The organism is Pontibacter ruber, assembly GCF_023630205.1.
GTDB lineage: Bacteria > Bacteroidota > Bacteroidia > Cytophagales > Hymenobacteraceae > Pontibacter > Pontibacter ruber.
Genome location: NZ_JALPRR010000001.1, coordinates 745,799 through 767,992, shown reverse-complemented (window position 1 = coordinate 767,992; position 22,194 = coordinate 745,799). Strand labels below are relative to the sequence as shown.

Here is a 22,194-nt window from a genome sequence, read left to right as displayed (position 1 = left end):
TCTGTTAGATAAACCTTTATCCATTAATTATACTTTCACAGGCACACCGATCATTTCGCGTACGGTGCGCTCGATGTCTTCCGGGGCGAAGCCTGCCTCGCGGTGCAGTTCCAGCTGAGAACCGTGCTCGTAGATCTTGTCAGCCATGCCCAGGCGTTTTACCTGCGAAGTATAGCCATTGTCTACCATAAACTCGAGCACTGCGCTACCGAAACCACCCTGCAGACAGCCGTCTTCTACGGTAATCACTTTGTCATACTTGCTGAAGATGTGGTGCAGCAGCTCTTCGTCGAGTGGCTTGGCATAGCGCATGTCGTAGTGGCCCGGCATAATGCCATCGTAAGCAATTTTCTTGCATACATCCACTGCATAATTACCGATGTGACCAAACGTAAGTATCGCTACCTCTTCGCCTTCCTGAATGGTGCGGCCTTTGCCCACTTGCTGCAGCTCCAGCGGCGTACGCCAGTTCGGCATAACACCTTCGCCACGTGGGTAACGGATCGTGAACGGGCCCATGTCATCCTGCGAAGCAGTATACATCATGTTGCGCAACTCCTGCTCGTTCATCGGGGCAGCTACCACCATGTTCGGGATGCAGCGCATGTAGGCAATGTCGTAAGCACCGTGGTGTGTCGGGCCATCGGCTCCGGCAAAACCGGCTCTGTCGAGGCAGAAGACCACGTTCAGGTTCTGCAAACACACATCGTGCACCACCTGGTCGTAGCCGCGCTGCATAAACGTACTGTAGATGTTACAGAACGGGATCATGCCCTGCGTAGCCAAACCTGCCGAGAACGTAACAGCATGCTGTTCGGCAATGCCCACGTCAAAAGCACGCTCCGGCATGGCAGCCATCATAATATTAAGCGAGCAGCCCGAAGGCATGGCCGGCGTCACACCCATGATCTTTGGGTTCTTTTCAGCCAGTTCTACCATGGTATGGCCGAACACATCCTGGTACTTAGGCGGCTGCGGCTTCTCGTGGTGTGTTTTATAAATTTCGCCTGTAATCTTGTCGAACAGGCCAGGGGCGTGCCATTTGGTTTGGTCTTTTTCCGCCAGGGCAAAACCTTTGCCTTTGGTCGTAACGCAGTGCAGGATCTTCGGGCCCGGAATGCGCTTCAGGTCTTTCATCACCGACACCAGATGATTGATGTCGTGGCCGTCGATAGGGCCAAAGTAGCGGAAATTTAGGCTTTCAAACAGGTTGCTCTGCTTCAGCAGGGTAGCCTTGATGCCACTCTCGATCTTAGAGGCAATGAGCTGTGCATTCGGGCCAAACTTGCTGATCTTGCCCAAGATGTTCCAGATCTCGTCGCGCACCTTGTTATAGGTGCGGGAAGTTGTGATATCGGTCAGGTATTCTTTCAGCGCGCCTACATTCGGGTCGATGCTCATGCAGTTGTCGTTGAGCACCACCAGCAGGTTGGCATTGGTAGCACCACCGTGGTTCAGCGCCTCGAAAGCCATACCACCGGTCATGGCCCCATCACCAATCACGGCAATGTGCTGGCGATCTTCTTCATGCTTGTACTGCGAGGCTACCGCCATACCCAACGCCGCCGAAATAGACGTGCTGGAGTGGCCTACGCCAAACGTATCGTATTCGCTTTCTTTTCTTTTAGGGAAACCCGAAATGCCGCCATACTTGCGGTTGGTATGGAATATGTCGCGGCGGCCGGTTAGTATCTTATGCCCGTAAGCCTGGTGCCCTACGTCCCACACCAACTGGTCGTACGGTGTGTTGAACACGTAGTGCAGCGCCGTCGTGAGCTCCACCACCCCTAAACTGGCACCAAAATGCCCGCCATGGATCGAGACCACATCAATGATATATTGCCTCAGCTCCTGGCAAACCTGCAGTAATTGCTCTTCCTTCAGGTTCCGAAGGTCAGCAGGTGTGTCGATGGAGGCGAGCAGCTCTCCGGGTTTAATGATCATATACTTGTCTTTATAGACCCTTAACAAAATATTCCGGCAAAAGTTTGCAATGGTAAAAATGCATTTTGGCGGACAAAACGTAAAGTTAATAAATTTAAAAACACCTACAGCCCCATCATCTTTCGCGTGGGCCTTAAGAATGGCTAAATCAGGTATTTACATTCACTAAAAAACTTAATTGCTGCCGGAAAGCTGCCGGGCAGGCACAAAACAGGGTGGTATTTTGTTCCCTCTCAGGCAAAGGATTTCGTGTTATACCATATTATGCGCTAAGTTGTTCAGCTACAAAGCAAAAGTGCAATCCTGTTTAGGTGTTTATGGTGCTTCCAATCTGCTGAAAATAATTACTTTTGTGCTACAAATAGCGCCTTTGCGCTTTAAACCAGAGATAAAAGGTGAGTTTCGAAATTAAGTTACCGTTGTTCGAGGGGCCGTTCGATTTGTTGCTCTTTTTTATTGAGCGCGACGAGCTGGACATTCATGACATTCCGATCTTCCAGATCACAAATGAATTTATGGGGTACCTGCAGGAGCTGGAGCAACTCAACATAGAAGTGGCCAGCGATTTTATACTTACGGCGGCTACCCTGATGCGCATAAAAGCTAAAATGCTGCTGCCCCGTGTAGAGAAAGACGAAGAAGGTAACGAAATTGATCCGCGCCAGGAACTGGTGCAGCACCTGCTGGAATACAAAAAATACAAGAGCGTGGTGGGCGATCTTGCCGTAATGGAGGAGACGCGCCTGGCACAGGAGAACCGGGGCAACATCAACGAGGAACTGCAGCAGATCGCCAATGCCAATCATTTTGAGTACGAGCTGCAGGATTTGAGCCTTTACAAGCTCATGCGCGTCTTTGATAAGGTAATGAACCGCTACGAAGAGGAGCAGAACCGCCCGAAGCATACCGTACTTACCTATCCTTATACCATTGAAGAGCAGAAAGATTATATTCTGCGTGTCGTAACGCAACGCAGAAGTATGGCTTTTTCAGAAGTGATAGCCGAGTTTCCGGATAAGATAGGTATGATCTTTAACTTCCTGGCCATTCTGGACATGCTGCAGCTCAACCTTATCGGCGTAGAAGTAGGTGAAGGCTTCAACGATTTTACCATTACGGTTGCAGAAGGACAGGCAACGCAGGTTACACAACTGCTCGTACAATAAGTTCGCTTTAACTTGCTGCAGCATGTAGAGCTTTGTCATTTTTAAATAGTTACAGGCTGTATTGTGGCGGAGAGCATACGCAAAGCGGGGCAGGTAGCCATAAATTACCTACATGGATCAGAACAAACAAACCATACTTAAGAGCTTTAGCCCGGTAAAAGTCCTGATTCCGGTACTGCTGGGATTAGCGGCAACGGCGTGGCTTTTTATCAAGGACGACAAACTGGGCGACCTGAAAGGAATTGCCGAGGCCAACATGTGGTGGTTGCTGGCATCTGTGGCGGTGCTCTTAATCCGGGATTTTGGCTACATCTACCGTATCCGGGCGCTTACCGATAAATTCCTGACCTGGCGCAACAGCCTGGATGTGATCATGCTCTGGGAGTTTGCTTCTGCCGTTACGCCTTCGGTTGTGGGGGGCACCACGGTAGCAACCATCATCCTGAACAAAGAAGGTATACCGCTGGGCAAGTCGCTGGCGTATGTTATGCTGACGGCTGTGCTGGATAACATGTTTTTTATACTTGCTGCCCCTGTTGCCCTGCTAGCCACGCAAGGCGAGGTGTTCCCTACCTTTGGGCTGGAGGCAGCAGATGTAATGAAGCTAAAGACTGCCTTTTACATCAGCTACGGCCTGATCGCGGTTTATACTTTACTGATGATCTATGCCTTGTTCGTGAACCCACGGGCCTTCAAATGGCTGCTGCTGAAGATCACTTCGATTGCTTTTATGCGCAAATGGCGGGTTAATGCCTTCCAGCATGGCAATGAAATTGTGTGGGCATCGCAGCAACTTAAAGGCAAGGAAGCTGCTTACTGGATAAAGGCCATTCTCTCGACAGTGTTTGTGTGGAGTGCCCGTTATTTCCTGCTCAACTGCCTGATCGCAGCCTTTACCGATGTTACACTAGGCGAGCACCTGCTCATTATTTCCCGTAACCTGATTTTCTGGATCGTAATGCTGATCGCTATCACGCCAGGTGGCGCAGGCATCGTGGAAATGGCTTTCCCGAGCTTCTTTGGCCTGTTTCTGGGCAACTTCAGCAACATCGTGGTGGTGTTATATCGCCTAATCACCTACTATCCGTACCTGATACTTGGCTCGATCTTCCTGCCAAAATGGATCGCCAAGGTGTTTGGCCGGCAAGCGGTGGAGGATGAAGTTACTGTGCAGGGGAGATAACTTCTTTTTTATCTATACTGTATCTATACTGTCATTTCGAGCAGAGCGAGAAATCTTATACTAGTTTTAGCTGAAGTTTATACTTGTAGCTGGCAAGCCTATTGCTATCGTAGTTACTTCTGTTCCTCAGTTTTATTCATTTATACTTTCATCGTTAGCTTTGGTGCGCTCACGGCCGCGGGGCCTCGTCCTCGGGTATCGCGCTGTCTAGCTTTCCTGCCTAACGGCTGCCACTCGCGTGGCACCGGAAACCCAGAAGGCGCTCAACCCAAGGACTGGAAACGACACTGCTTCGTTAGCCACTATGCAACAGGAGCCTTGTGTAGGGACAGGTCGCGACCTGTCCGCGCTTTACCAGCAGCTATAGAAATCATAATTAAATCATTGCAAAAGCAGCGATTCCCCTCTTGAGAGGGGCAGGGGTGTGTTTATACTTGTGCGATGAAACTTATACTTCCAAGTATAGCAAGAACAGAGCTCCCCTCCTTAGACTACCGAGAACGCGAGTTCGAAGGTAGCGAGCGCAGCTCTGAGGGCAGGGGTGGTTGGGTAACAGAAAAGGTATAACTCTACCCATTCCAACGGCAGGGCGCAGGAGCAGTTTAAACCTTACCGATTTACAAACCCGACCCACAACCACATCAGCCTGTTTGTGAGGAAAAGCAGAAAGGCGTATCTTCCGCGAAGAATAAATGAAGCAGACATCTACAGGTTAATGAAGAACTTTATACTTTTTGCTGTGCTACTGATACTGGCAAGTTGCTCAGGCGGTAACAGGCAGTTACGCGAGAAAATAATGGATGCTGTCACTTCTGAGAAAGCCACGGCAGCAGGCTATCAGGTAATTCCGCTCGCAACCATGACAGATTTTGAATGGGAAAAGCTCTATTTTTTCGATGAGGGAACAGACAACGACTTTATCAACAATGAAATAGGTTTTAAGTGGGACGGGTCAACAGTGCCTGGTCAGCATAGGAGGCTGCTTTTTGTAAATAAGGGGCAGGTAGCATCTTACCTTGACTATGACTACACAGAGTTTCCTTTAACAGTCTATGGCTGCGAACAGGACCGCTGGGTATACCCGCGAAACCGGGCTCAGTTTGCCAGCTTTAAGTACTGCCAGGACGATAAGGAAATCTATACTTTTATACCCGTGCAGTGCATCGATAACCTGCGCGATTTAATGCAGCTGAAATGCCCTGAAAATCCAGAAACAAAATAAAAGCAGAGCCGGCTAATTACCGGCTCTGCTTTTTACATATTTATTACTGTCGCCAAAAGCCATAGAAAATAAGTACGAACCTGCTTAGGTGCTTTACACCTGCTGAATAGGTGTTTTGGGAGGTTTTATACTTTGGTTGAAGTCCGGCAGGTAAACTAGTTATGCAATACTTTTGTCTTTTTAAAAAGTGAAGCCATGAAAGCCATCGTGATAGGGGGCGGTATCGGGGGCTTGTGTGCAGCCCTGGCCCTTCAGAAAATAGGTGTAACAACAACTGTGTACGAGGCAGCACCCAAAATAAAAGGACTCGGTGCCGGAGTAGCCCTGGCTGCCAATGCCATACAGGGGCTTGCACGGTTGGGTGTGGCCGATGAGGTAATAGCCCGGGGAAAGCAGCTGGAAGCACTTGTTATATTTGATGAGAACGGAAAGGTGATCAGCAACATGGACACGCGCCCGCTAAGCAACAAGTATGGCATCAACAACTTTGTCATCCATCGGGCTGATCTACACGAGGTGCTCTGCAAACACCTGCAGGCTGATTCCCTGGTGTTAGGTAAACGCTGCGAAGAAGTAACGCAGACGGGAGAGCAGGTACGGGTCATGTTTACAGATGGCAGCATTGAAACTGCTGATCTGCTCATCGCCGCAGATGGCATCAGTTCGGTGGTGCGGCAGCAACTGGTACCGCAAAGCGTACCGCGTTATGCCGGCTATACTTGCTGGCGCGCCGTGATCGATAATCCCGGAGTTGAGATCAACAACATGATATCGGCAGAAACCTGGGCACCCGAGGGGCGTGTAGGAATTGCGCCGCTCCAGGGAGATAAGATCTACTGGTACGCCTGCATCAATGCGCCCCAGCGCGACGAGAAAATGCGCCGCATGACACCTGAAAAACTTGCCCGCCATTTCGAGAAAGTGCATTCGCCTGTAGAAGCTGTACTTGCCTCTACTGCGCCGGAACAGCTGATCTGGAACGATATTGCCGACCTGAAGCCGCTGAAGCACTTTGTGTATGGCCGAGTTGTGCTGCTGGGCGATGCGGCACACGCCACCACACCTAACATGGGCCAGGGAGCTTGCCAGGCCATTGAGGATGCCGTAGTGCTGGCACAATGCCTGCAGCAGGAACCTGTACTTGCCGCGGCATTAAGCAAGTATGAAAAGCGGAGAATGCCGCGAACAGCCAAGGTAATTCAGATGTCGCGGTTGATGGGGCGGGTAGCGCACTGGCGCCATCCACTGCTGGGCCGTTTACGCAACACAATCTTCCGCACCATACCTCGGTTTATTACCGAGCGCCAGATGGAAGACCTCTACCGGGTTGATTTCTGAAGTCTAAAGCAGGCAGCTGAAGTATAAACAAACTGTACTTATGACACGCAGGTAAAGTACACATGTTTATACTTTATCTTTCCAATTCGATATTAGCTAAACACTTTTACTATACTATGCAATCCGATCCAGGTGCTACTTCTGCCACGGCCATTCAAAAGCCCAGTTTTAAAGAAGCTTTCCTCTTCTGGCTGAAGCTAGGCTTTATAAGTTTTGGTGGGCCTGCCGGACAGATCGGTATCATGCATGAGTTTATAGTGGAGCAGAAAAAATGGGTTTCAGATTCCCGGTTTCTGCATGCGCTCAACTACTGTATGCTTTTGCCAGGGCCGGAAGCACAGCAGCTGGCAACCTATATTGGCTGGCTGCTGCATGGCGTAAGGGGAGGCCTGGTGGCCGGCATTTTGTTTGTGCTGCCTTCCGTGTTCATCCTGCTGGGGCTGAGTATGGTGTACGTCACGTATGGCACCATACCCTGGGTAGCAGCCTTGTTTTATGGTTTAAAGCCTGCCGTAGTGGCTATTGTTGCCTTGGCATTGATCAAGATAGGAAAAAAAGCACTGGTAAACTGGCTGCACTATGTGCTGGCCCTGTTAAGCTTTATTTTAATCTACTTTCTGGATGTGCCGTTCCCGCTCATTATACTGGGTGCTATGGTAGTGGCTGTAGTTATGCTAAAGTTTTCTCCCGGTTCCTTGCAGCATCGCAACGCTGAAGAAAAAGAGGCATCCGATGAGTCAGGTTATTATATAAATGCTGCCACCGTAGCGCCCGAAACAGGGTTCAGCTGGAAAAGAATAGCGACACAGATAGCAGCAGCGCTTTTGCTTTGGGCGCTGCCCTTCCTCTTGTTTTATACTTTGCTGCAGGATTTCAGCTTCTGGAATAAGTTAACGATGTTCTTCACGAAGGCCGCTTTGGTTACGTTTGGTGGCGCCTATGCCGTTCTGCCCTATGTGGCCCAGGTAACCGTAGAGAAGTTTAACTGGCTCAGCAACTACCAGATGATCGATGGCCTGGCACTGGGCGAAACCACTCCCGGCCCGCTGATCATGGTGCTGGCTTTTGTTGGCTTTATGGCAGGCTACAACCATTTCGCCGGATCACTGCTGATGGGTACGGTGGGGCTGCTAACCACTACTTACTATACTTTCCTGCCTTGTTTCCTGTTTATACTTGCAGGGGCTCCCATCATAGAAAGAACGCACAGCAACGCCAGCATAAAGGCAGTGCTAAGTATCGTTACCGCGGCTGTAGTTGGCGTGATCCTGAACCTGACGGTATACTTCGGGCAGGCTGTGGTACTGGGAAAAGCAGGAGGAATGTTGTCCGTAGACTACTTCAGTCTTGCCTGGATCATCGTGTCTATCTTTGCTATGTATCGTTTTAAAGTAGGTATGATTCCGTGGATAGGCGTAAGTGCGCTGGCCGGTTTGGTGATGTACTTGTTTGGGTATTACCAGCCTTAGGGCAAATTATAAGTTGGGTAGGAAAGCTATGATATCAGCTAACGCGAGCTAATGGAGCATGAACTGGGTGCTTGGAGATAGATAAGTGCTCCTCGCTACGTAGAGCTATAAAAGGTGAGTACCGTCTCTGTACCCTTTTTTGAGATTTTAACATCCTGTACAGCATCGGCACCAACCATCATCCGGTTTATAAGCCAGTAAGCTTCGTTGAAGGAGAACTTAAAAGTATAGGTCAGGTCGGGGCAGTCGTCAAAGACTGTAAGTTCCTCTACTAATCCTTTGGGATAAGTGTTGATGACGGTTTCATACTTTACAGTATGGCCCTGCACAACCTCGCTTCTAGGAATGCTCTTCGTGGCAGGTTTGCCAAATGTAGCAGCATAATAAGCGTCTTCCTGGTGGTTACCCAACTCAAGCCCTTTATACTTAGACAGCATCCCATCAAATACATAGCCTGTTGTAGTACCTGTTTTCACTTTTACCCAATGCCCCTGCATGTTCAAGAAGCCATTGTTAAAATCAGGTACAGTTATTTGCAGGGGCTGGGCCGGAAGCGTGTCAGCCGCAACAGTTACAACATTGTTATACTTTAGCTTAGTCACCACAGAGGCTTGCAGGGATGGTGCGGTTCTGATATTAGCCCCTGTAGTTGGTGCTACATAAAGCTTGTCGCCAGCCTGGTAGTTCTCGGCTGCAAAAGTGGACAGCGGCAGGAGGCTGATAAAAAGGAGAAGAAGAGCAGCAAACAGTTTGGGTACTGCTGTTAAATAGAACTTAAAGGGCTTCATGGAGGTGAAAAGATTAAAGGTGTCTTTTAGGTGTATTGTTTCGGCCTAAACAGTTGGTACAATCTCAAAGCCCGCTTTGGCAAGTTTATTTAAATACGCCGCTAAATTTTCCGTTTTTAATTTTGTAAACTTCCCAGTATTCTCCTGTCGGATCGTACCAGCCGTAGGCTGTACCGGCAAAATTGATTGTGACAACATTTTGCTCTCTATTGTTGATCACAGCTTTATCTACCTTGATTCTGAAGTTATCATTGATGGCATCATTAAAAATAACGTTCGAGTTGTTAACCAAAACCCTAGCCCCATCAAAATCACGATAAAAGTTGTCCGCCTCAAGCTTTGCCGAAGTATACTGCCATCTTCTGTTCCAGTGAAGCGAATCCTGATCCTGTAATATCAGTAATCCGGGATTTGTCTCATTTTTATAAAAATGCAACCCTAATTGAAGGGTATCCCCATTTTCCAGTTTCACATCAAAGGTAATTCCGCGCGACAACTGTATTTCCCCATTCCCCATTAGTTGCCACCCAGACTCTGCATGTGAAATGGTAGCCTGCTTTGTAGAAGTGGAGTAGTTCTTAGTTGAATTTGTACGTTCTATTTCAAACGAAATATCACCATTGTCTTCTAAAGTAGGGCTTACTTCGTTTTCATTGCACCCGGATAGCCCAATGATGGTCAATAAGATTACGAGTAGTCTGTGTGGGGTTCTCATGTAAAAGGCTTTATCTTATGTATACTTGAACATTCTACTTGCTATGACCCATAATATGCCTCTGTAGTTGCATGCTTACTTTTAACAGTAGCTAACAAATACTGTCAGGTGGAATCAAAAGCCTTACAAGAATTATTTTAAACTTTTTTGTGATTAAATATCAGGGTAATTTTTATATAATATACTCTATATAAAAAAATTATCCCGAAACAAAAGAGCTGCCCTGTTCTCCAGGTCAGCTCATTACTTATTCATTTTAACAACATGCTACAGATTTCCTAATCCGCCTACACCATCGCTAAATATAAAACGGGGACTAAGAAGTCCCCGTCAGATAGCTTCCGGACTGGGAAGTCCGGAAGAGCAAATTTTACTATTTATCAGTCTTTTGTCCTTTGTCTAAAAATCTTTTGTCAAAGAAACCTACACCAGCGCGTGCTTCACCAGGTACTCGGCAATCTGCACGGCATTGGTAGCAGCACCTTTGCGGAGGTTATCCGCTACAATCCACATGTTCAGGGTGCGTGGCTGGGTCTCGTCTAAACGTACGCGTCCTACGAGTACTTCGTCTTTGCCGTGGGCGTCCTTCGGCATCGGGTACTGCAGGTTTTTTACGTCGTCTACCACTTTCACGCCTTCCGTCTCGCCAAGTATGCGGTATACTTCTTCCAGCGTAAAGTCCTTCTCAAACTCCACGTTCACCGACTCCGAGTGGCCACCCATCACAGGTATGCGCACCGCTGTGGCTGTAACCCGGATAGAGTCGTCGCCCATGATCTTCTTGGTTTCGAGGATCATCTTCATCTCCTCTTTGGTATAGCCGTTGTCCTGAAACACGTCGATGTGTGGCAGCACGTTCAGGTCGATAGTATAAGGGTACGCTTTCTCGCCCTCTTTGCCGGCACGCTCGTTCATCAGTTGCTCTACAGCCTTCACCCCTGTACCCGTTACCGACTGGTAGGTACTAACTACAATGCGCTTGGCCTTTAGCTCTTCGTGCAGCTTGTTCAGGGCCACCACCATCTGGATGGTAGAGCAGTTCGGGTTGGCAATGATCTTATCTTCTTTCGTCAGTTCTTTGGCATTGATCTCCGGTACTACCAGCTTTTTGGTAGGGTCCATACGCCAGGCTGATGAGTTATCAACTACCACCGTGCCTACTTCGGCAAACTTCGGAGCCCACTCTGTAGAGGTGCTGCCGCCGGCAGAGAAAATGGCAATTTGCGGGGCAGCCGCGATCGCGTCCTGCATCCCGATAACCTTTATCTGTTTACCCTTAAACTCCATCTGTTTACCAACAGACTTCTCAGAAGCAACCAACAATAACTCCGTTACCGGGAAGTCGCGCTCCGCCAGTACTTTCAAAATTTCGCCGCCTACCAAACCGGTAGCGCCTACTACTGCTACTTTCATTTAAGGTATATATTTAATTGTTTAATGGCTGATTGTTAAATTGTTGAACTGGACTTAGTAAGAAGCAAGGATTAACAAGCTTTCTTTTCCATTCACTCAATCAGTTATTCAGTTATTCAAAATTAGCTCCCCTAACTAACGCCACCGCCTCCCGTAATAGTTCTAAAATTTACAAAAGCGGCTGCGTTTGTTCCAGACCTCACAGCGTCTTTAAGACCTGTGAGTGTCTTATACTTTGGGCGTGCCGGCAAGCCGTCGGGCTTTCGCCTGTACTCCTCGCTGCGCTTCGGGGTGCCGGCTCTATCCCTCACGCGGCCGCGAAGTTCGTAAGTTTTCAGCACAATTTCAGCCTATGAAACAAACTTTACCAGAAGGACTTATCTATAAAGTAAAAGCTATACTTTCTAGCATTGAATGGTTTGCCAGCAGGTTAGTTCCCACTCCTGTTATTAGGAGGGGGTTAGGGGGAGGTCTTATACTTCTGCTACTTCCGCTGCTGTCGCTTGGCCAACTTAACGAAAGTTTCTCCGACGGCGACTTCACCCAAAGCCCCACATGGTCAGGCGACGCAAACAGTTTTATGGTAAATGCCATAGGGCAACTGCAAAGCAATGGGCCTGCTGTTACGGGTGCCACGATACAACTCGCCACACCTTCGCAGGCGGCAGTTGGGGTAGTATGGGAGTTCTGGGCAAATTTGCGGCTGGCAACCTCTTCCGGCAACTACACCGATGTATGGCTCATCGCCAACTCCGAAGATCTGAAGAACAGCAGCACCAGCGGCTATTTTGTGCGCATTGGCGGCACCGCTGACGAAGTAAGCCTTTTCCGGAAAGACGCCGGCAAGGGTCCTGTGTATGTTATCAACGGGCAGGACAAGACCATCGCCAGCAGCAACAATAACCTGGTGCGGGTGCGCGTAACCCGAAGTATAAACCACGAGTGGGAACTAAGTATAGACCTATCCGGCACAGGTGATAACTTCGTGAGCCAGGGTACCGCCACCGACGCTAACTATAAAACCTCCGCATACGTTGGCGTACTGCTGCGCTATACTTCGGCCAACAGTAAGAACTTCTATTTCGATGATTTCCTGATCACCGATACCCAGCCGCTGGTGCTGCAGGATGCACAACCCTTGAATGCACAGGAACTGGAGCTTCGGTTTAGCAAGCCACTGCTGCAAACGGAGGCTGAACGCGAAGAAAACTATACCCTGAATGGAAGTATAAAACCCATAGCTGCCGAGCTGACGGCACCCGGTACCGTTCAGCTTCGGTTTACACAAAACTTTAAAACAGGAGCCAACACCATAGCTGTTGCCAACCTGGTGGATGTATATGAGAACGCCCTGGCTGAACCTAAGGAGCTAACTTTTACTTACACGCCGCCTGCCGTGCTCCCCAACTACAACGAGTTGCTGATTTCCGAGATTATGGCCGATGAAGCGCCAGCGGTTGGTTTGCCGGCGCAGGAGTATATCGAGCTTTACAACCGAACAGAAAAGGTGCTCACTTTAAAAGGAATCCGCTACTCCGACGCTACCTCTACTACCACGCTGCCCGATGTGCAGCTGCTACCGAAAGAGTATGCCGTAGTGGTACCAAACACGCAGGTGCAGAACTTTACAAAGTATGGCAAAGTGATCGGGATCAGTAACTTTCCGAGCCTGAACAACAGCGGCGAACTGCTGCAACTGCGCCAGCCAAATGGCAAACTGATCTATGCGGTTAACTATGCCGATACCTGGTACAAAGATAACAGCAAACGCGAAGGTGGCTGGAGCCTGGAGATGATCGACATAAACAATGCTTGCGGCGGAATAGAAAACTGGACAGCCTCTGTGAATCCGCAAGGTGGTACGCCGGCACAAGCTAATTCTGTTTCAGCAGCCAACCCGGATAATACACCAGTCATACTTGTAGATATTACTGCTATTGCTCCGGATAAAGTGCTGCTCCGCTTCAACGAGCGGCTCGATAGTGTGCAGGCAGCTAATATTTCCAAGTATACTATTAGTGGAAGTATAGCAGTAACTAATGCGCAGGTGCAGGGGCCTCTGTTCACAGAAGTTATACTTACACTTGCCACTCCGCTGCAGGAGCGCCAGCTTTATACATTAACAGCTCAAAGTATAGCAGATTGCGCAGGCAACCTGAGCAGCCAGCCTCTAACCGCTACGTTTGCCCTACCATCCGTACCTGAGCCCGGCGATGTAGTTATCAACGAGATTCTCTTCAATCCACGCCCAAACGGGGTGGATTTTGTAGAACTGGTAAACCGCAGCGACAAGTATATCAATCTGCAAAACTGGCAACTGGCCAACACCAGCGGCGACACCATTAGCAATAGCAGAAGTATAACTGTTATTAACTATGTACTTGCGCCGGGGCAATACGTGGTGCTTACCTCCAACCCCGAAAACATCAAAACCAACTACCCGGCGGCGAAGCAGGAAACCTTTCTGCGCATGAGCTCCCTGCCCTCGTACTCCGATGACGCAGGCACAGTAGTAGTGCTGCAGCCAGACAAGCGCATTGCTGACCGGTTCAGTTATACTTCTGACATGCACTTTGAGCTGCTGGATGATGTGAACGGCGTGTCACTGGAGCGGATTCGGCTGGAGGGGCCAAGTATAGCCAACAACTTTCATTCGGCGGCCAGCGCCGTGCTGGCTACTCCGGGCTACCGAAATTCACAATTGCAGGAGGGGGTAATGGCGCAGCGCATGTTCCAGGTAAGTCCGCAGGTTTTCTCTCCTGATGGCGACGGTACCGACGATTTCACCACCATCAACTACAGCACTGATAAATCAGGATTTGTGGCTAACATCACGATTTTTGACACGCAGGGGCGGGAGGTGCGCAAGCTGGCGCGAAACGAACTGCTGGCAAGTAATGGCTTCTTTCAGTGGGATGGCCTGCGGCAGGATGGTACCAAGGCTGCTATAGGTTACTACCTGCTCTACATTGAGCTGTTTGGCTTAAATGGCGAGAAAAGTGTGCACAAAGAGAAGGTGGTAGTGGGAGGAAAGCTATGATTGCTGTCTATTACAGGAGGTGCTAAATAATTTAGAGGATCAGCTAAAAATGTTAGTAACTTAGGTTTTCCACAATAGTTATCCACATAATGGGTGTGTAATGTGCATAAAGAAGGCTGCCCCTGTAGGAGAGCAGCCTTTTTATAGCAAGTGATTTTAACCTTAAAATGATTTCATCCACGGAATAAGCGACTGCAGCATGGGCGTAATGGTAGAGCCGTGCGTGCCGCCATTTATCGCAATAAATTCCGTCTGGGGCGCTCCCTGCGCTTTGAATTTGTCATATGTCAGCTTCGAGTTTTCGAAAGGCACGATCGTATCGGAAGTGCCGTGGTAAAGGCGTGTCGGGCTCTTGGGTGCCCAGTCTGTCAGACTGTTTTTCTGCAGTGTTTGCTTCAGAACGGTTTCTTTTCCATTCGTTAACCCTTCGTAAAAGGAAGCCGCGAAAAGCTTCTTAGGGTCTGTCGTGAGTTGCCGGTTAATGGTGCCGCCACTGTGGGTGCCATCAAAAAGCGCTGGCAATTGCGAAGCATATGGCTCCTGAAACAACTCCGTGAGCGGACGGTTCCAGCTGTTGGTCTGATTGTAAGATTGCAGCACGTAGGCCAGGTACGCTGGGTAGGGGTACGGCTTGCCAGAGGTCACGTCACCCAGCATGGAGGTCAGGTCATACCCGCCAGCTCCAGCAGCCGAAGCTGTGATCTTCAACCCATGCGACGGATCTGTTTCGATCTCTTTCTGTGCAGCTAGTGTCACGTAGCCTCCTTCCGAGTAGCCCACCAGGAAAAGCTGGTCGTTTACCTCGATGTTATGCTTCTTGTAAAAACCTTTGCCTGCCTTGATCATATCCACCACCGCCAGTGCCGAATGTTCCTGGTCGTAGTAAGGATGAAAGATGTCTTTGGAAGCACCGAAGCCAACGTAATCAGGCAGGAGCGTTACGTAACCGCCTGCCGCAAACAGCTCCAGCCCGGAGAGACCTTTGAAGTTGGAAGGAGCCTCATCGTCTGTAAAGATAGTGCCGTGCTGGGCGCTGAGCACAGGTGCCGGTGTGGTCATGTTCTGGGGCACGCATACCAGCCCGGAGGCTTTGATCTCTTTGCCCTGGTAGGTGGTAACATACGTCATCCGGTACACCGACACGCCATACTTGATCTCGTTGCGGTACGTCTCAAAACCGTTCGACGCCACCATGGTCTGCAGCAGGTTCAGCGGCACCGAAGCCAGCAGCTCCGAAGACACATAATACTCTTTCTCCTTTTCAACTTCGGTTGCGGGTGCCGGGTCGGCGCTGCTTTTCTGGCAGCCGGAGTAGATCAGGGTATTGCTTAAAAGTAAGCTATAGATAAGAAGTTTTTTTAGCACGGTAAAGTGGTTTATAGATTGCCCTAAGGCAACATCAATTTCCTGCTCAGAGTGCCTTTTCTTATAAAATTATTGAGGATTCCCTGTTATAGACGCGGTAAAAAAGGCAAAGGAGAGAAGAGTCAACACTGCAAGTTGTCTCCTGTTATACTTTCTTGGATAAGGTATAAGTATGGGTAGGGCAGCTAAGTTTTAGACATTGAGAAGAGGGGTAAAACTTAGCTGATGTGCAAACGCCGGTAATTTGTAAAATCTACGCTGGCAGGCGCTACAACTTGTGTTGCAAACACTTAACTTGCGCAGCTTTTTCCGGTAGTGAAGGAGCCAGACGTGTTTTAAGCTTATACTTTAGTGGAAATAGTTTACCTGTGCCTGTTCGCTTTTCTGGCAGGCTTTATCGATTCGGTTGTAGGAGGGGGAGGATTGATACAACTGCCTGCCTTGCTGGTTTTTTTGCCGGGCGTACCGCTGCCCACCGCCTTTGGTACAGGTAAGTTTGCCGGCATAGCAGGCACTACCGCCGCTATGGTGAAGTATGTGCGCAGCGTCAAGATCAACTACCTGGCTATACTTCCGGCAGCAGCGGCGGCTTTTGTTTTCTCGTTTCTGGGTGCCCGTGCCCTGAGCCACATCGACGCCAGCCTGCTGAAGCCGCTCATCCTGGTGCTGCTGATTCTGGTGGCCATTTATACTTTCATCCGAAAAGACTTCGGCTCGCTGCACGCACCCAGGCTTACCGAGAACAAGGAAAGAATGTACGGCCTGCTGGTAGGTACGGCCATCGGTTTCTACGACGGCTTTTTCGGGCCCGGTACCGGCAGCTTCCTGATCTTTATTTTTATCGGTGTTTTCGGCTTCAACTTCCTGGCTGCCTCTGCAGCGGCTAAGGTGGTGAATGTGGCGACGAACCTTTCGGCGCTGCTATACTTTATCTGGAAAGGCCATGTAATCTACGAGGTTGCTATCCCCATGGCAATCTGCAGCATCATCGGCTCGCAGCTTGGCACCCGCACCGCCCTGAAACGCGGCACCGGCTTTGTACGCGTCCTTTTCCTGGTCGTCGTGACTGGCATCATCATCAAGTTTGCCTATGATACCTATGGCAACGGCGGCGGTGATTTCGTGAAACTGAGTTCTGCTGTGTTGGATTGGGTTGGTAAGAGAGGGTAAGGTGTCATTTCGAGTGGTAGTGAGAAATCTTATACTTAAAACTGAAATTTATACTTGTCCCTGGTAAGCCTTTGCTTCGTAGTTGCCTGTTTTTCCTCAGTCTTACTAGCTACTCGTTTTATCTATGGCTTTGGTGCGCTCAAGGCCGCGGGGCCTCGTCCTTGGTTTGAGCGCTGTCTATTGAAGCTGCCATCGGCTGCGCCTGTAGGCTGCCCTACGGGCACCGCAACAATAGAAGGCGCTCAACCCAAGGACTGGAAACAACACTGCTTCGTAAGCTGCTATAGAACAGGAAACCACTTGTAGGGACAGGTCGAGACCTGCCCGCGCTATACCTGTAGCAATGAAACTTATACTTTGAAAGTATAGCAACAGCCAAGTCCCCTCTCCTGTTTTTAGGAGAGGGCAGGGGGATGATTAACAGCAGCTATAGAACTTATACTTGATGTATAGCAAAACCAGAAATTCCCCTCTTGAGAGGGGTAGGGGTGTGTTCATACTTTCCCGAACCTAAATCCCATGGCGCGAGCGTCCTCGCCCGTGACCGGCTATCGTTGGGCCTCCGGCCTAGTCAAGTCAGAGATTCAATAGCATGGTTGAACACCGGAATAATTACTGCGCCAGAAAAGCGGTTAAAGCCAGTTACAAACTGGCACCAAAATAAGCCACAAGTTGCGCTGACGCTAAACTTGCGGCATGGGCGAAATGATCAGAAGAGTGGCAAAGATCCCTCCCCCTGTTCTTAGGGGATGGGTGAGTGAGGTTAATCTCCTGCTCCCATTCATAATTCATAATTTCTAATTCATAATTGTCAAACCCTCACCCCTCTACCGCTCCTGCATATTCCCTGCCGACCAGTAAAGCAGGGCTTTGGTTTTAGCATACTTGGTGCGGAGGTTAAAGAGCTTGAGCTCGGACTCCAGCAGCTTTTGCTCACGGGAGTTGATCAGGAATAAAGAGCTTTCGCCGCTTTGGAATTTGATCTGCTCCCCCTGCTGCAACGTGCGGGCATTGGCTACCATCTGTTCCTGCATGGCAATCTGTTCTTCCAGCGCTACCCATTCGTTGAAGGCGGTCTGCAGGGCGTTTTCTATTTCACGGGTTGTCTGTGTTACCTGCAGGCTGTTCTCCTGTTGCTTCAGCTTGGTGAGCTGCAGCTTGCCGCGTTCCTGGCGCAGGAAAATCGGCTGACTAAAACTCACCCCAAGCTTGTAGTTCTCGCGCATGTAAGGCGTTTGCAGCGCTTCCCGGTTCAGGTAAAAATCCTCCTGCAGCAGGTTGTACTCCAGGTTGAGCTTGGGCTTCAGCTTATCGGCAGCAAAGCGTCGTTCTACTTCCAGCTGTTGCCCTTTCAGGTCCAGTTTGATCAGCTCGGGGTGGTTGAGCTTGGCTTGCGCCAGCAGTTCCTGCAGTTGCTCCTGCGAAAGCGGGGCTATTTCAGTGCCGTTGGTTGAGGGTGCAGCTGTGGTAGGCAGCATGAGCGGCTGGTTGTCTTCTCCCCACAGGTGCCGCTCTACACGCAGTTTGCTGTTGTTATACTCCTGCAGGGCCTGGCTCAGCAACACCTGCCGGTTAAGCGCTTCGGTGCGAGCCTCCACGGTATCGATGGCTGCCAGATCTCCCTGACGCGCACGCTCGTTCACAGCTTTTGCCCGTATGTTTGCCAGCTCCAGCGCCTCCCGGTATAGTTGTACCTCGTTGTAGTAGTACAGCCAGTCCCAGTAATCTTTGGCCACCTCCAGCAGCAGCTTGTTTACCAGTTTTAGTCTGTCGGCCTCTGCCATGCGGGGCAGCAGCTGTGCCTGCCGGATGGTGGCGCGGCGCTCGTCGGTGAGCAGGCCCTGCCCAAGCGGAATGCTGATGCCGGCATAGCTCAGGCCATCAGCCGGAGTGGTATATTCCGGGTTGATGTATTGGCCCTGGTTGCGCTCATAACCCAGTTTCAGCTCCGGCCCAAACCATAACGGCAGGCGCAAACTATTGTCCCAGTAGCTGTAGTACTCTTTGCCACCATACTCCTTTTCGCTGTACTTGGTACTCAGTACCGGGTCCAGGCGGCCCCGTGCCATCCGCAGTTCCTGGTCGGCCTGCTCCGAGAACAAAGCCGCCTGTGCTGTAACGGGGTGGTTTGCCAGCACCCTGCGGTACAATTCGTGCATGGTCAGCACCTGTAGGGTATCGCTCTGCCGGGCGTAGGCAGTTGTTGCCATACCTGCAGCAGAAAACAGCCAGACCAGTAGCACTATCATGTGTTTATACTTCCGGATCATGCGCTTATTTCTCTTCCTTGGCTGGTTTTGCGTCTGTTGTTGAAGTGCTGCCTGTATAATCAGGCGGGAAGCCGTTGAGCTGGCGCCATAGTTCGTACCAGATTGGCACGGTGTTGAGCATGGCCCAACCGTTGGCGCCGGTGCCTATGCGGAGCGCCTCGGGCCACGGCCCCTGCTCCGGATCGGGCACTACCAGCATGCGGTACTGGCCGTTGGTGGCTGTATTGTCGATTACGGCTACTTTGCCGCCAAACGTACCGAAGCCCACATTAGGCCACCCCGAAAACACCAATGCAGGCCAGCCGTCGAACTGAAGACGCACAGGTGCCCCCCGGTAGAGCAGCGGCAAATCCATTGGTTGCACGAACAGCTCTACCGCCATCTTCGGATTTTCAGGCATGATGGTGGCGACAGCCTCCCCTTCCTTGATATTCTCTCCTATACCGGCTTTTAGCGTGCGTACCAGGTAACCTGTTTGCGGCGCTACCACCTGGTAAAACTTGCTTCGCTCGAGGGTGCTGCTGTACTCGCTGCGCAACTTGGAGGTTTCGCCTGCAGTGCTGTAGAGGTAAGCGCGGGTGGCACTCAGCTCGGATTCGGCTTTGGCAATCTTGTCACCGTACTCGGCCCGTAAAGAGTTTAGCTCGGTGTAGGCGTTCTGTAGTTCGGCGCGGGAGCTGCCCAGCTTGTTTTGTTGCGCAACCAGCTTTGCCTGGGCTTCCTGTAGTTTCAATCGACGTGCCTCCAGCTCTGTAAGGGACTTTAGCCCTTGTTTGTACAAGGCCTCCTGGCGCTCGAACTGGTTCCGGGCAATATCCATTTCTACGCGTTGGGCCACCAGATCCATGCTGTCGCTCTGTGCTTTCAGGCGCGATTGTTCTACCTTATTCTTTCCTTTGGCAAGGCTGAACTGTAGTCCCTGGCGCAGGGCCTGCAGCTGCTTTTCCAGCGCGTCGGCCTTGGCGGCGGTAGCTTCCTGGGCGCCTTCTTTGGCCTGCACCTGCTCGTCTAGGCGCGTGAGCAGCTCCGGGTCAAAGTACTTTTCCTTCACCTCCGACAGGCTTACAATGGTGTCGCCTTTCTGCACCAGTTGGCCTTCCTGCACATGCCAGCGCTCGATGCGGCCAGCAATGGTAGTCTGCACCGTTTGTGGGCGGTCCTGTGGGTTAAGGGCTGTCATAGTGCCTCTGGAGCTGATGTTCTGCGTCCAGGGCAGGAAGAGGCAAAGTATGAGCAGCAGCACGATGCCGATGAGCCAGTAAGCCAGCGTACGCCCCAATTGCGGGGTACGTACCATGTCCATGGCCTTGTATGGAATTGGCTCCAAAGGTGCTTCCTTAAGTTCTTTCTGCTTCATCTTCTATGCGGTTAAATAAGCCAGTTGCTGATATTGCCTGCTGGTGCGTACTTCCTCGTAGGTGCCGCTTGCTACCAGTTCGCCATCGGCCAGTACCAGGGTGCGGTCGCAGCTCCTCATCACATCCGGGTCGTTGGAGATGATAAGGAGAGTCCATCCAAACTCTGGCGACGACAGCATCTGGATCAGACGCATTTTCTCGTGCTTCTCCATGCCGCCCCAGAAGTCGTCGAGGAGAAGCATTTTAGGGCGGTGTACCAGGCAGCGTGCCATAATGATCTTACGCGCTACACTGGCTGACAGGCGCATGCTGCCACCGGTCAGGTGTGTTTGCAACCCCTCCGGCAGGGCATGTATAAACTGCGTCAGGCCGACACTCTCTGTTGCCCACACCACATCCTCAATGGGCACGGTTGGTGTGCCAAGGGTGATGTTCTCCAGGATGGTGCCGTCAAAAACCTGTTCTTTGGAAGTGTTATCGCCGATCAAGCGGCGCAGGCTGCTCTTTTCCAGGTCACGCAGCGAAAGGCCGTTGTAGGCAATGCTGCCCTCATAAGAATCATAAAGGCCCAGGAGCAGGTTGCTCAGGGTAGACTTGCCCGAACGGTTAAAGCCGGCAATACACACCCGCTCCGAAGGCCTCACATCAAATGAAATTCCTTTGATGGCATACTCTTCGGCTTTAGGGTAACGGAAGCGTAGGTTGCGCACCTGCACACTCAAGCCTTCAATGTTGCCGCTGATCGGGATGCCTCCTTCTTCCTCTAACGGCAGGTCGGTTACCTGCCCCAGTTTGTCCAGGCTTGTCAGCAGGTCGTATACCGTATCCAGTTTTATGATGATCTTTTCTACCGCCGTCATAATAAGGATGATGATGATCTCGGACGCCACAAACTGGCCAATATTGATCTCCCGCTGAATTACCAGCACACAACCCAATACCAGCAGGCCACCTGTGATAAGCGTTTTAAACCCGACAAAGCTCAGGTACTGCGTCATCAGGATGCCAAAGTGCTGCTTTCGGGCTTTGATGTACTTGGTCACGTACCCATCGGTCTTTTGCATGGGCAGGTCCGACTGGCCCACCAGCTTAAAGGTGTTCATGGCGCGCGCCATCTCCTGCAGCCAGGCGACCAGTTTATATTTATACTTCGATTCTGTGATACTAGAATCAATGCCCCTGGGGCCGGAAAAGTAGAAAATAGCGATCAGCACTACTACCAGAAACAAGCTGAACACAATAAAGTACGGGTGGTAGAACGACAGCAGGATCAGGCCAAACACAATCTGGATAGCTGCTGTGGAAAAATCCGTCAGAATTTTGGCCATGGATTTCTGCAGCGACACCGTGTCGAAAAAGCGGTTCATAAGTTCGGGCGGGTAATGCTTGTGCAAAGCCTCTGTCTGCAGCCGCGGTACCCGGAAAGCAAAGTCGAAAGCGGTTCTGGTAAAAATGCGCTGCTGGATGTACTCTACGAGCCAGAGTTGCATGACCTGCATGCCACCCACAATCAGCAGGCCCACCACAATGAGCGTGATCAGCACAATAACCGATGCCGTGATCTGTCCGCTTGACACAAAGGCAATGATGCTTTGTATGCCCAGTGGCAGCGAAAGACTGATGAGGCCGGCTACCACGGCATAAATGTACAGGTACATTATCTCGCGTTTTTCGGTGGCCAGTAGCTGCCAGAAGCGCTGCATGGGCGTGTAGAGTGGCTTTTGTTTTGTATTTGCCATAATGTCTTTTCTGG

General features: G+C 50.5%; 17 protein-coding genes. 8 read left to right on the top strand and 9 right to left on the bottom strand.

Features of this window, described 5'->3' with window-relative positions; all coding sequences use genetic code 11:
• Positions 1-27 precede the first annotated feature (27 nt).
• The gene (gene dxs, locus MJ611_RS03340) at positions 28-1,944 is read right to left on the bottom strand and encodes a 1-deoxy-D-xylulose-5-phosphate synthase (RefSeq protein ID WP_250427999.1); all 1,917 of its coding nucleotides are present in this window, start codon (positions 1,942-1,944) and stop codon (positions 28-30) included.
• A 395-nt stretch (positions 1,945-2,339) separates the two neighbouring features.
• On the opposite strand from dxs, the gene MJ611_RS03335 reads away from it, so the two are divergent.
• The 6 genes from MJ611_RS03335 (at position 2,340) to chrA (ending at position 8,322) form a co-directional block, all read left to right on the top strand.
• The gene (locus MJ611_RS03335; RefSeq protein WP_250427998.1) at positions 2,340-3,110 is read left to right on the top strand and encodes a segregation and condensation protein A; all 771 of its coding nucleotides are present in this window, start codon (positions 2,340-2,342) and stop codon (positions 3,108-3,110) included.
• A gap of 112 nt (positions 3,111-3,222) precedes the next feature.
• Positions 3,223-4,293: a lysylphosphatidylglycerol synthase transmembrane domain-containing protein gene (locus MJ611_RS03330; protein WP_250427997.1), complete on the top strand. Its 1,071-nt coding sequence runs from the start codon at positions 3,223-3,225 to the stop codon at positions 4,291-4,293.
• 441 nt (positions 4,294-4,734) lie between these two features.
• Positions 4,735-4,860 (top strand): hypothetical protein, encoded by a 126-nt coding sequence (locus tag MJ611_RS20525; protein ID WP_262921581.1) that lies wholly within the window; start codon positions 4,735-4,737, stop codon positions 4,858-4,860.
• Positions 4,861-5,032: 172 nt separating this feature from the next.
• On the top strand, positions 5,033-5,515 hold the full coding sequence (locus tag MJ611_RS03325; RefSeq protein ID WP_250427995.1) for a hypothetical protein: 483 nt from the start codon (positions 5,033-5,035) through the stop codon (positions 5,513-5,515).
• A gap of 195 nt (positions 5,516-5,710) precedes the next feature.
• Positions 5,711-6,853, top strand: a complete 1,143-nt coding sequence (locus tag MJ611_RS03320) for an FAD-dependent monooxygenase (protein ID WP_250427993.1) — start codon at positions 5,711-5,713, stop codon at positions 6,851-6,853.
• 116 nt (positions 6,854-6,969) lie between these two features.
• Positions 6,970-8,322: a chromate efflux transporter gene (gene chrA, locus MJ611_RS03315; RefSeq protein ID WP_250427991.1), complete on the top strand. Its 1,353-nt coding sequence runs from the start codon at positions 6,970-6,972 to the stop codon at positions 8,320-8,322.
• A gap of 95 nt (positions 8,323-8,417) precedes the next feature.
• Here the strand turns inward: chrA and MJ611_RS03310 are convergent, their stop codons facing one another.
• The 4 genes from MJ611_RS03310 to MJ611_RS03295 all read right to left on the bottom strand — a co-directional run bounded on the left by MJ611_RS03310 (position 8,418) and on the right by MJ611_RS03295 (position 11,579).
• Positions 8,418-9,110, bottom strand: coding sequence for an SH3 domain-containing protein (locus MJ611_RS03310; protein ID WP_250427990.1), 693 nt, complete (start codon positions 9,108-9,110; stop codon positions 8,418-8,420).
• 85 nt (positions 9,111-9,195) lie between these two features.
• The gene (locus tag MJ611_RS03305; protein WP_250427989.1) at positions 9,196-9,825 is read right to left on the bottom strand and encodes a hypothetical protein; all 630 of its coding nucleotides are present in this window, start codon (positions 9,823-9,825) and stop codon (positions 9,196-9,198) included.
• Positions 9,826-10,248: 423 nt separating this feature from the next.
• Complete coding sequence (locus tag MJ611_RS03300) at positions 10,249-11,238, bottom strand: aspartate-semialdehyde dehydrogenase (RefSeq protein ID WP_250427988.1); 990 nt, start codon at positions 11,236-11,238, stop codon at positions 10,249-10,251.
• A gap of 131 nt (positions 11,239-11,369) precedes the next feature.
• Positions 11,370-11,579 carry a hypothetical protein gene (locus MJ611_RS03295; protein WP_250427987.1) on the bottom strand — a complete coding sequence of 70 codons (210 nt, stop codon included), beginning with the start codon at positions 11,577-11,579 and terminating at the stop codon, positions 11,370-11,372.
• 11 nt (positions 11,580-11,590) lie between these two features.
• Between MJ611_RS03295 and MJ611_RS03290 the strand changes: the two genes are divergently transcribed.
• On the top strand, positions 11,591-14,278 hold the full coding sequence (locus MJ611_RS03290; RefSeq protein ID WP_250427986.1) for a lamin tail domain-containing protein: 2,688 nt from the start codon (positions 11,591-11,593) through the stop codon (positions 14,276-14,278).
• Positions 14,279-14,440: 162 nt separating this feature from the next.
• Here MJ611_RS03290 and MJ611_RS03285 read toward each other — a convergent pair whose 3' ends face one another.
• A complete protein-coding gene (locus MJ611_RS03285; protein WP_250427985.1) occupies positions 14,441-15,643 on the bottom strand; it encodes a lipase family protein in 1,203 nt (400 codons plus the stop codon).
• Between the two features lie 351 nt (positions 15,644-15,994).
• Between MJ611_RS03285 and MJ611_RS03280 the strand changes: the two genes are divergently transcribed.
• Positions 15,995-16,813 carry a sulfite exporter TauE/SafE family protein gene (locus tag MJ611_RS03280; protein ID WP_250427984.1) on the top strand — a complete coding sequence of 273 codons (819 nt, stop codon included), beginning with the start codon at positions 15,995-15,997 and terminating at the stop codon, positions 16,811-16,813.
• Between the two features lie 827 nt (positions 16,814-17,640).
• Here MJ611_RS03280 and MJ611_RS03275 read toward each other — a convergent pair.
• Genes MJ611_RS03275 through MJ611_RS03265 form a run of 3 tightly spaced genes read right to left on the bottom strand, consistent with a single transcriptional unit; the run spans position 17,641 to position 22,180 of the window.
• The gene (locus MJ611_RS03275) at positions 17,641-19,062 is read right to left on the bottom strand and encodes a TolC family protein (protein WP_250427983.1); all 1,422 of its coding nucleotides are present in this window, start codon (positions 19,060-19,062) and stop codon (positions 17,641-17,643) included.
• Positions 19,063-19,087: 25 nt separating this feature from the next.
• The gene (locus MJ611_RS03270) at positions 19,088-20,440 is read right to left on the bottom strand and encodes an HlyD family secretion protein (protein ID WP_250427982.1); all 1,353 of its coding nucleotides are present in this window, start codon (positions 20,438-20,440) and stop codon (positions 19,088-19,090) included.
• A 3-nt stretch (positions 20,441-20,443) separates the two neighbouring features.
• A complete protein-coding gene (locus MJ611_RS03265; protein ID WP_250427980.1) occupies positions 20,444-22,180 on the bottom strand; it encodes a peptidase domain-containing ABC transporter in 1,737 nt (578 codons plus the stop codon).
• Between the last annotated feature and the right edge of the window lie 14 nt (positions 22,181-22,194).

Bases quoted from the DNA above. Each gene is read 5' to 3' on its own strand.
- dxs (WP_250427999.1), bottom strand. From the start codon at position 1,944: ATGATCATTAAACCCGGAGAGCTGCTCGCCTCCATCGACACACCTGCT.
- MJ611_RS03330 (WP_250427997.1), top strand. From the start codon at position 3,223: ATGGATCAGAACAAACAAACCATACTTAAGAGCTTTAGCCCGGTAAAA.
- MJ611_RS20525 (WP_262921581.1), top strand. From the start codon at position 4,735: ATGAAACTTATACTTCCAAGTATAGCAAGAACAGAGCTCCCCTCCTTA.
- MJ611_RS03320 (WP_250427993.1), top strand. From the start codon at position 5,711: ATGAAAGCCATCGTGATAGGGGGCGGTATCGGGGGCTTGTGTGCAGCC.
- chrA (WP_250427991.1), top strand. From the start codon at position 6,970: ATGCAATCCGATCCAGGTGCTACTTCTGCCACGGCCATTCAAAAGCCC.
- MJ611_RS03310 (WP_250427990.1), bottom strand. From the start codon at position 9,110: ATGAAGCCCTTTAAGTTCTATTTAACAGCAGTACCCAAACTGTTTGCT.
- MJ611_RS03305 (WP_250427989.1), bottom strand. From the start codon at position 9,825: ATGAGAACCCCACACAGACTACTCGTAATCTTATTGACCATCATTGGG.
- MJ611_RS03300 (WP_250427988.1), bottom strand. From the start codon at position 11,238: ATGAAAGTAGCAGTAGTAGGCGCTACCGGTTTGGTAGGCGGCGAAATT.
- MJ611_RS03290 (WP_250427986.1), top strand. From the start codon at position 11,591: ATGAAACAAACTTTACCAGAAGGACTTATCTATAAAGTAAAAGCTATA.
- MJ611_RS03275 (WP_250427983.1), bottom strand. From the start codon at position 19,062: ATGATAGTGCTACTGGTCTGGCTGTTTTCTGCTGCAGGTATGGCAACA.
- MJ611_RS03270 (WP_250427982.1), bottom strand. From the start codon at position 20,440: ATGAAGCAGAAAGAACTTAAGGAAGCACCTTTGGAGCCAATTCCATAC.
- MJ611_RS03265 (WP_250427980.1), bottom strand. From the start codon at position 22,180: ATGGCAAATACAAAACAAAAGCCACTCTACACGCCCATGCAGCGCTTC.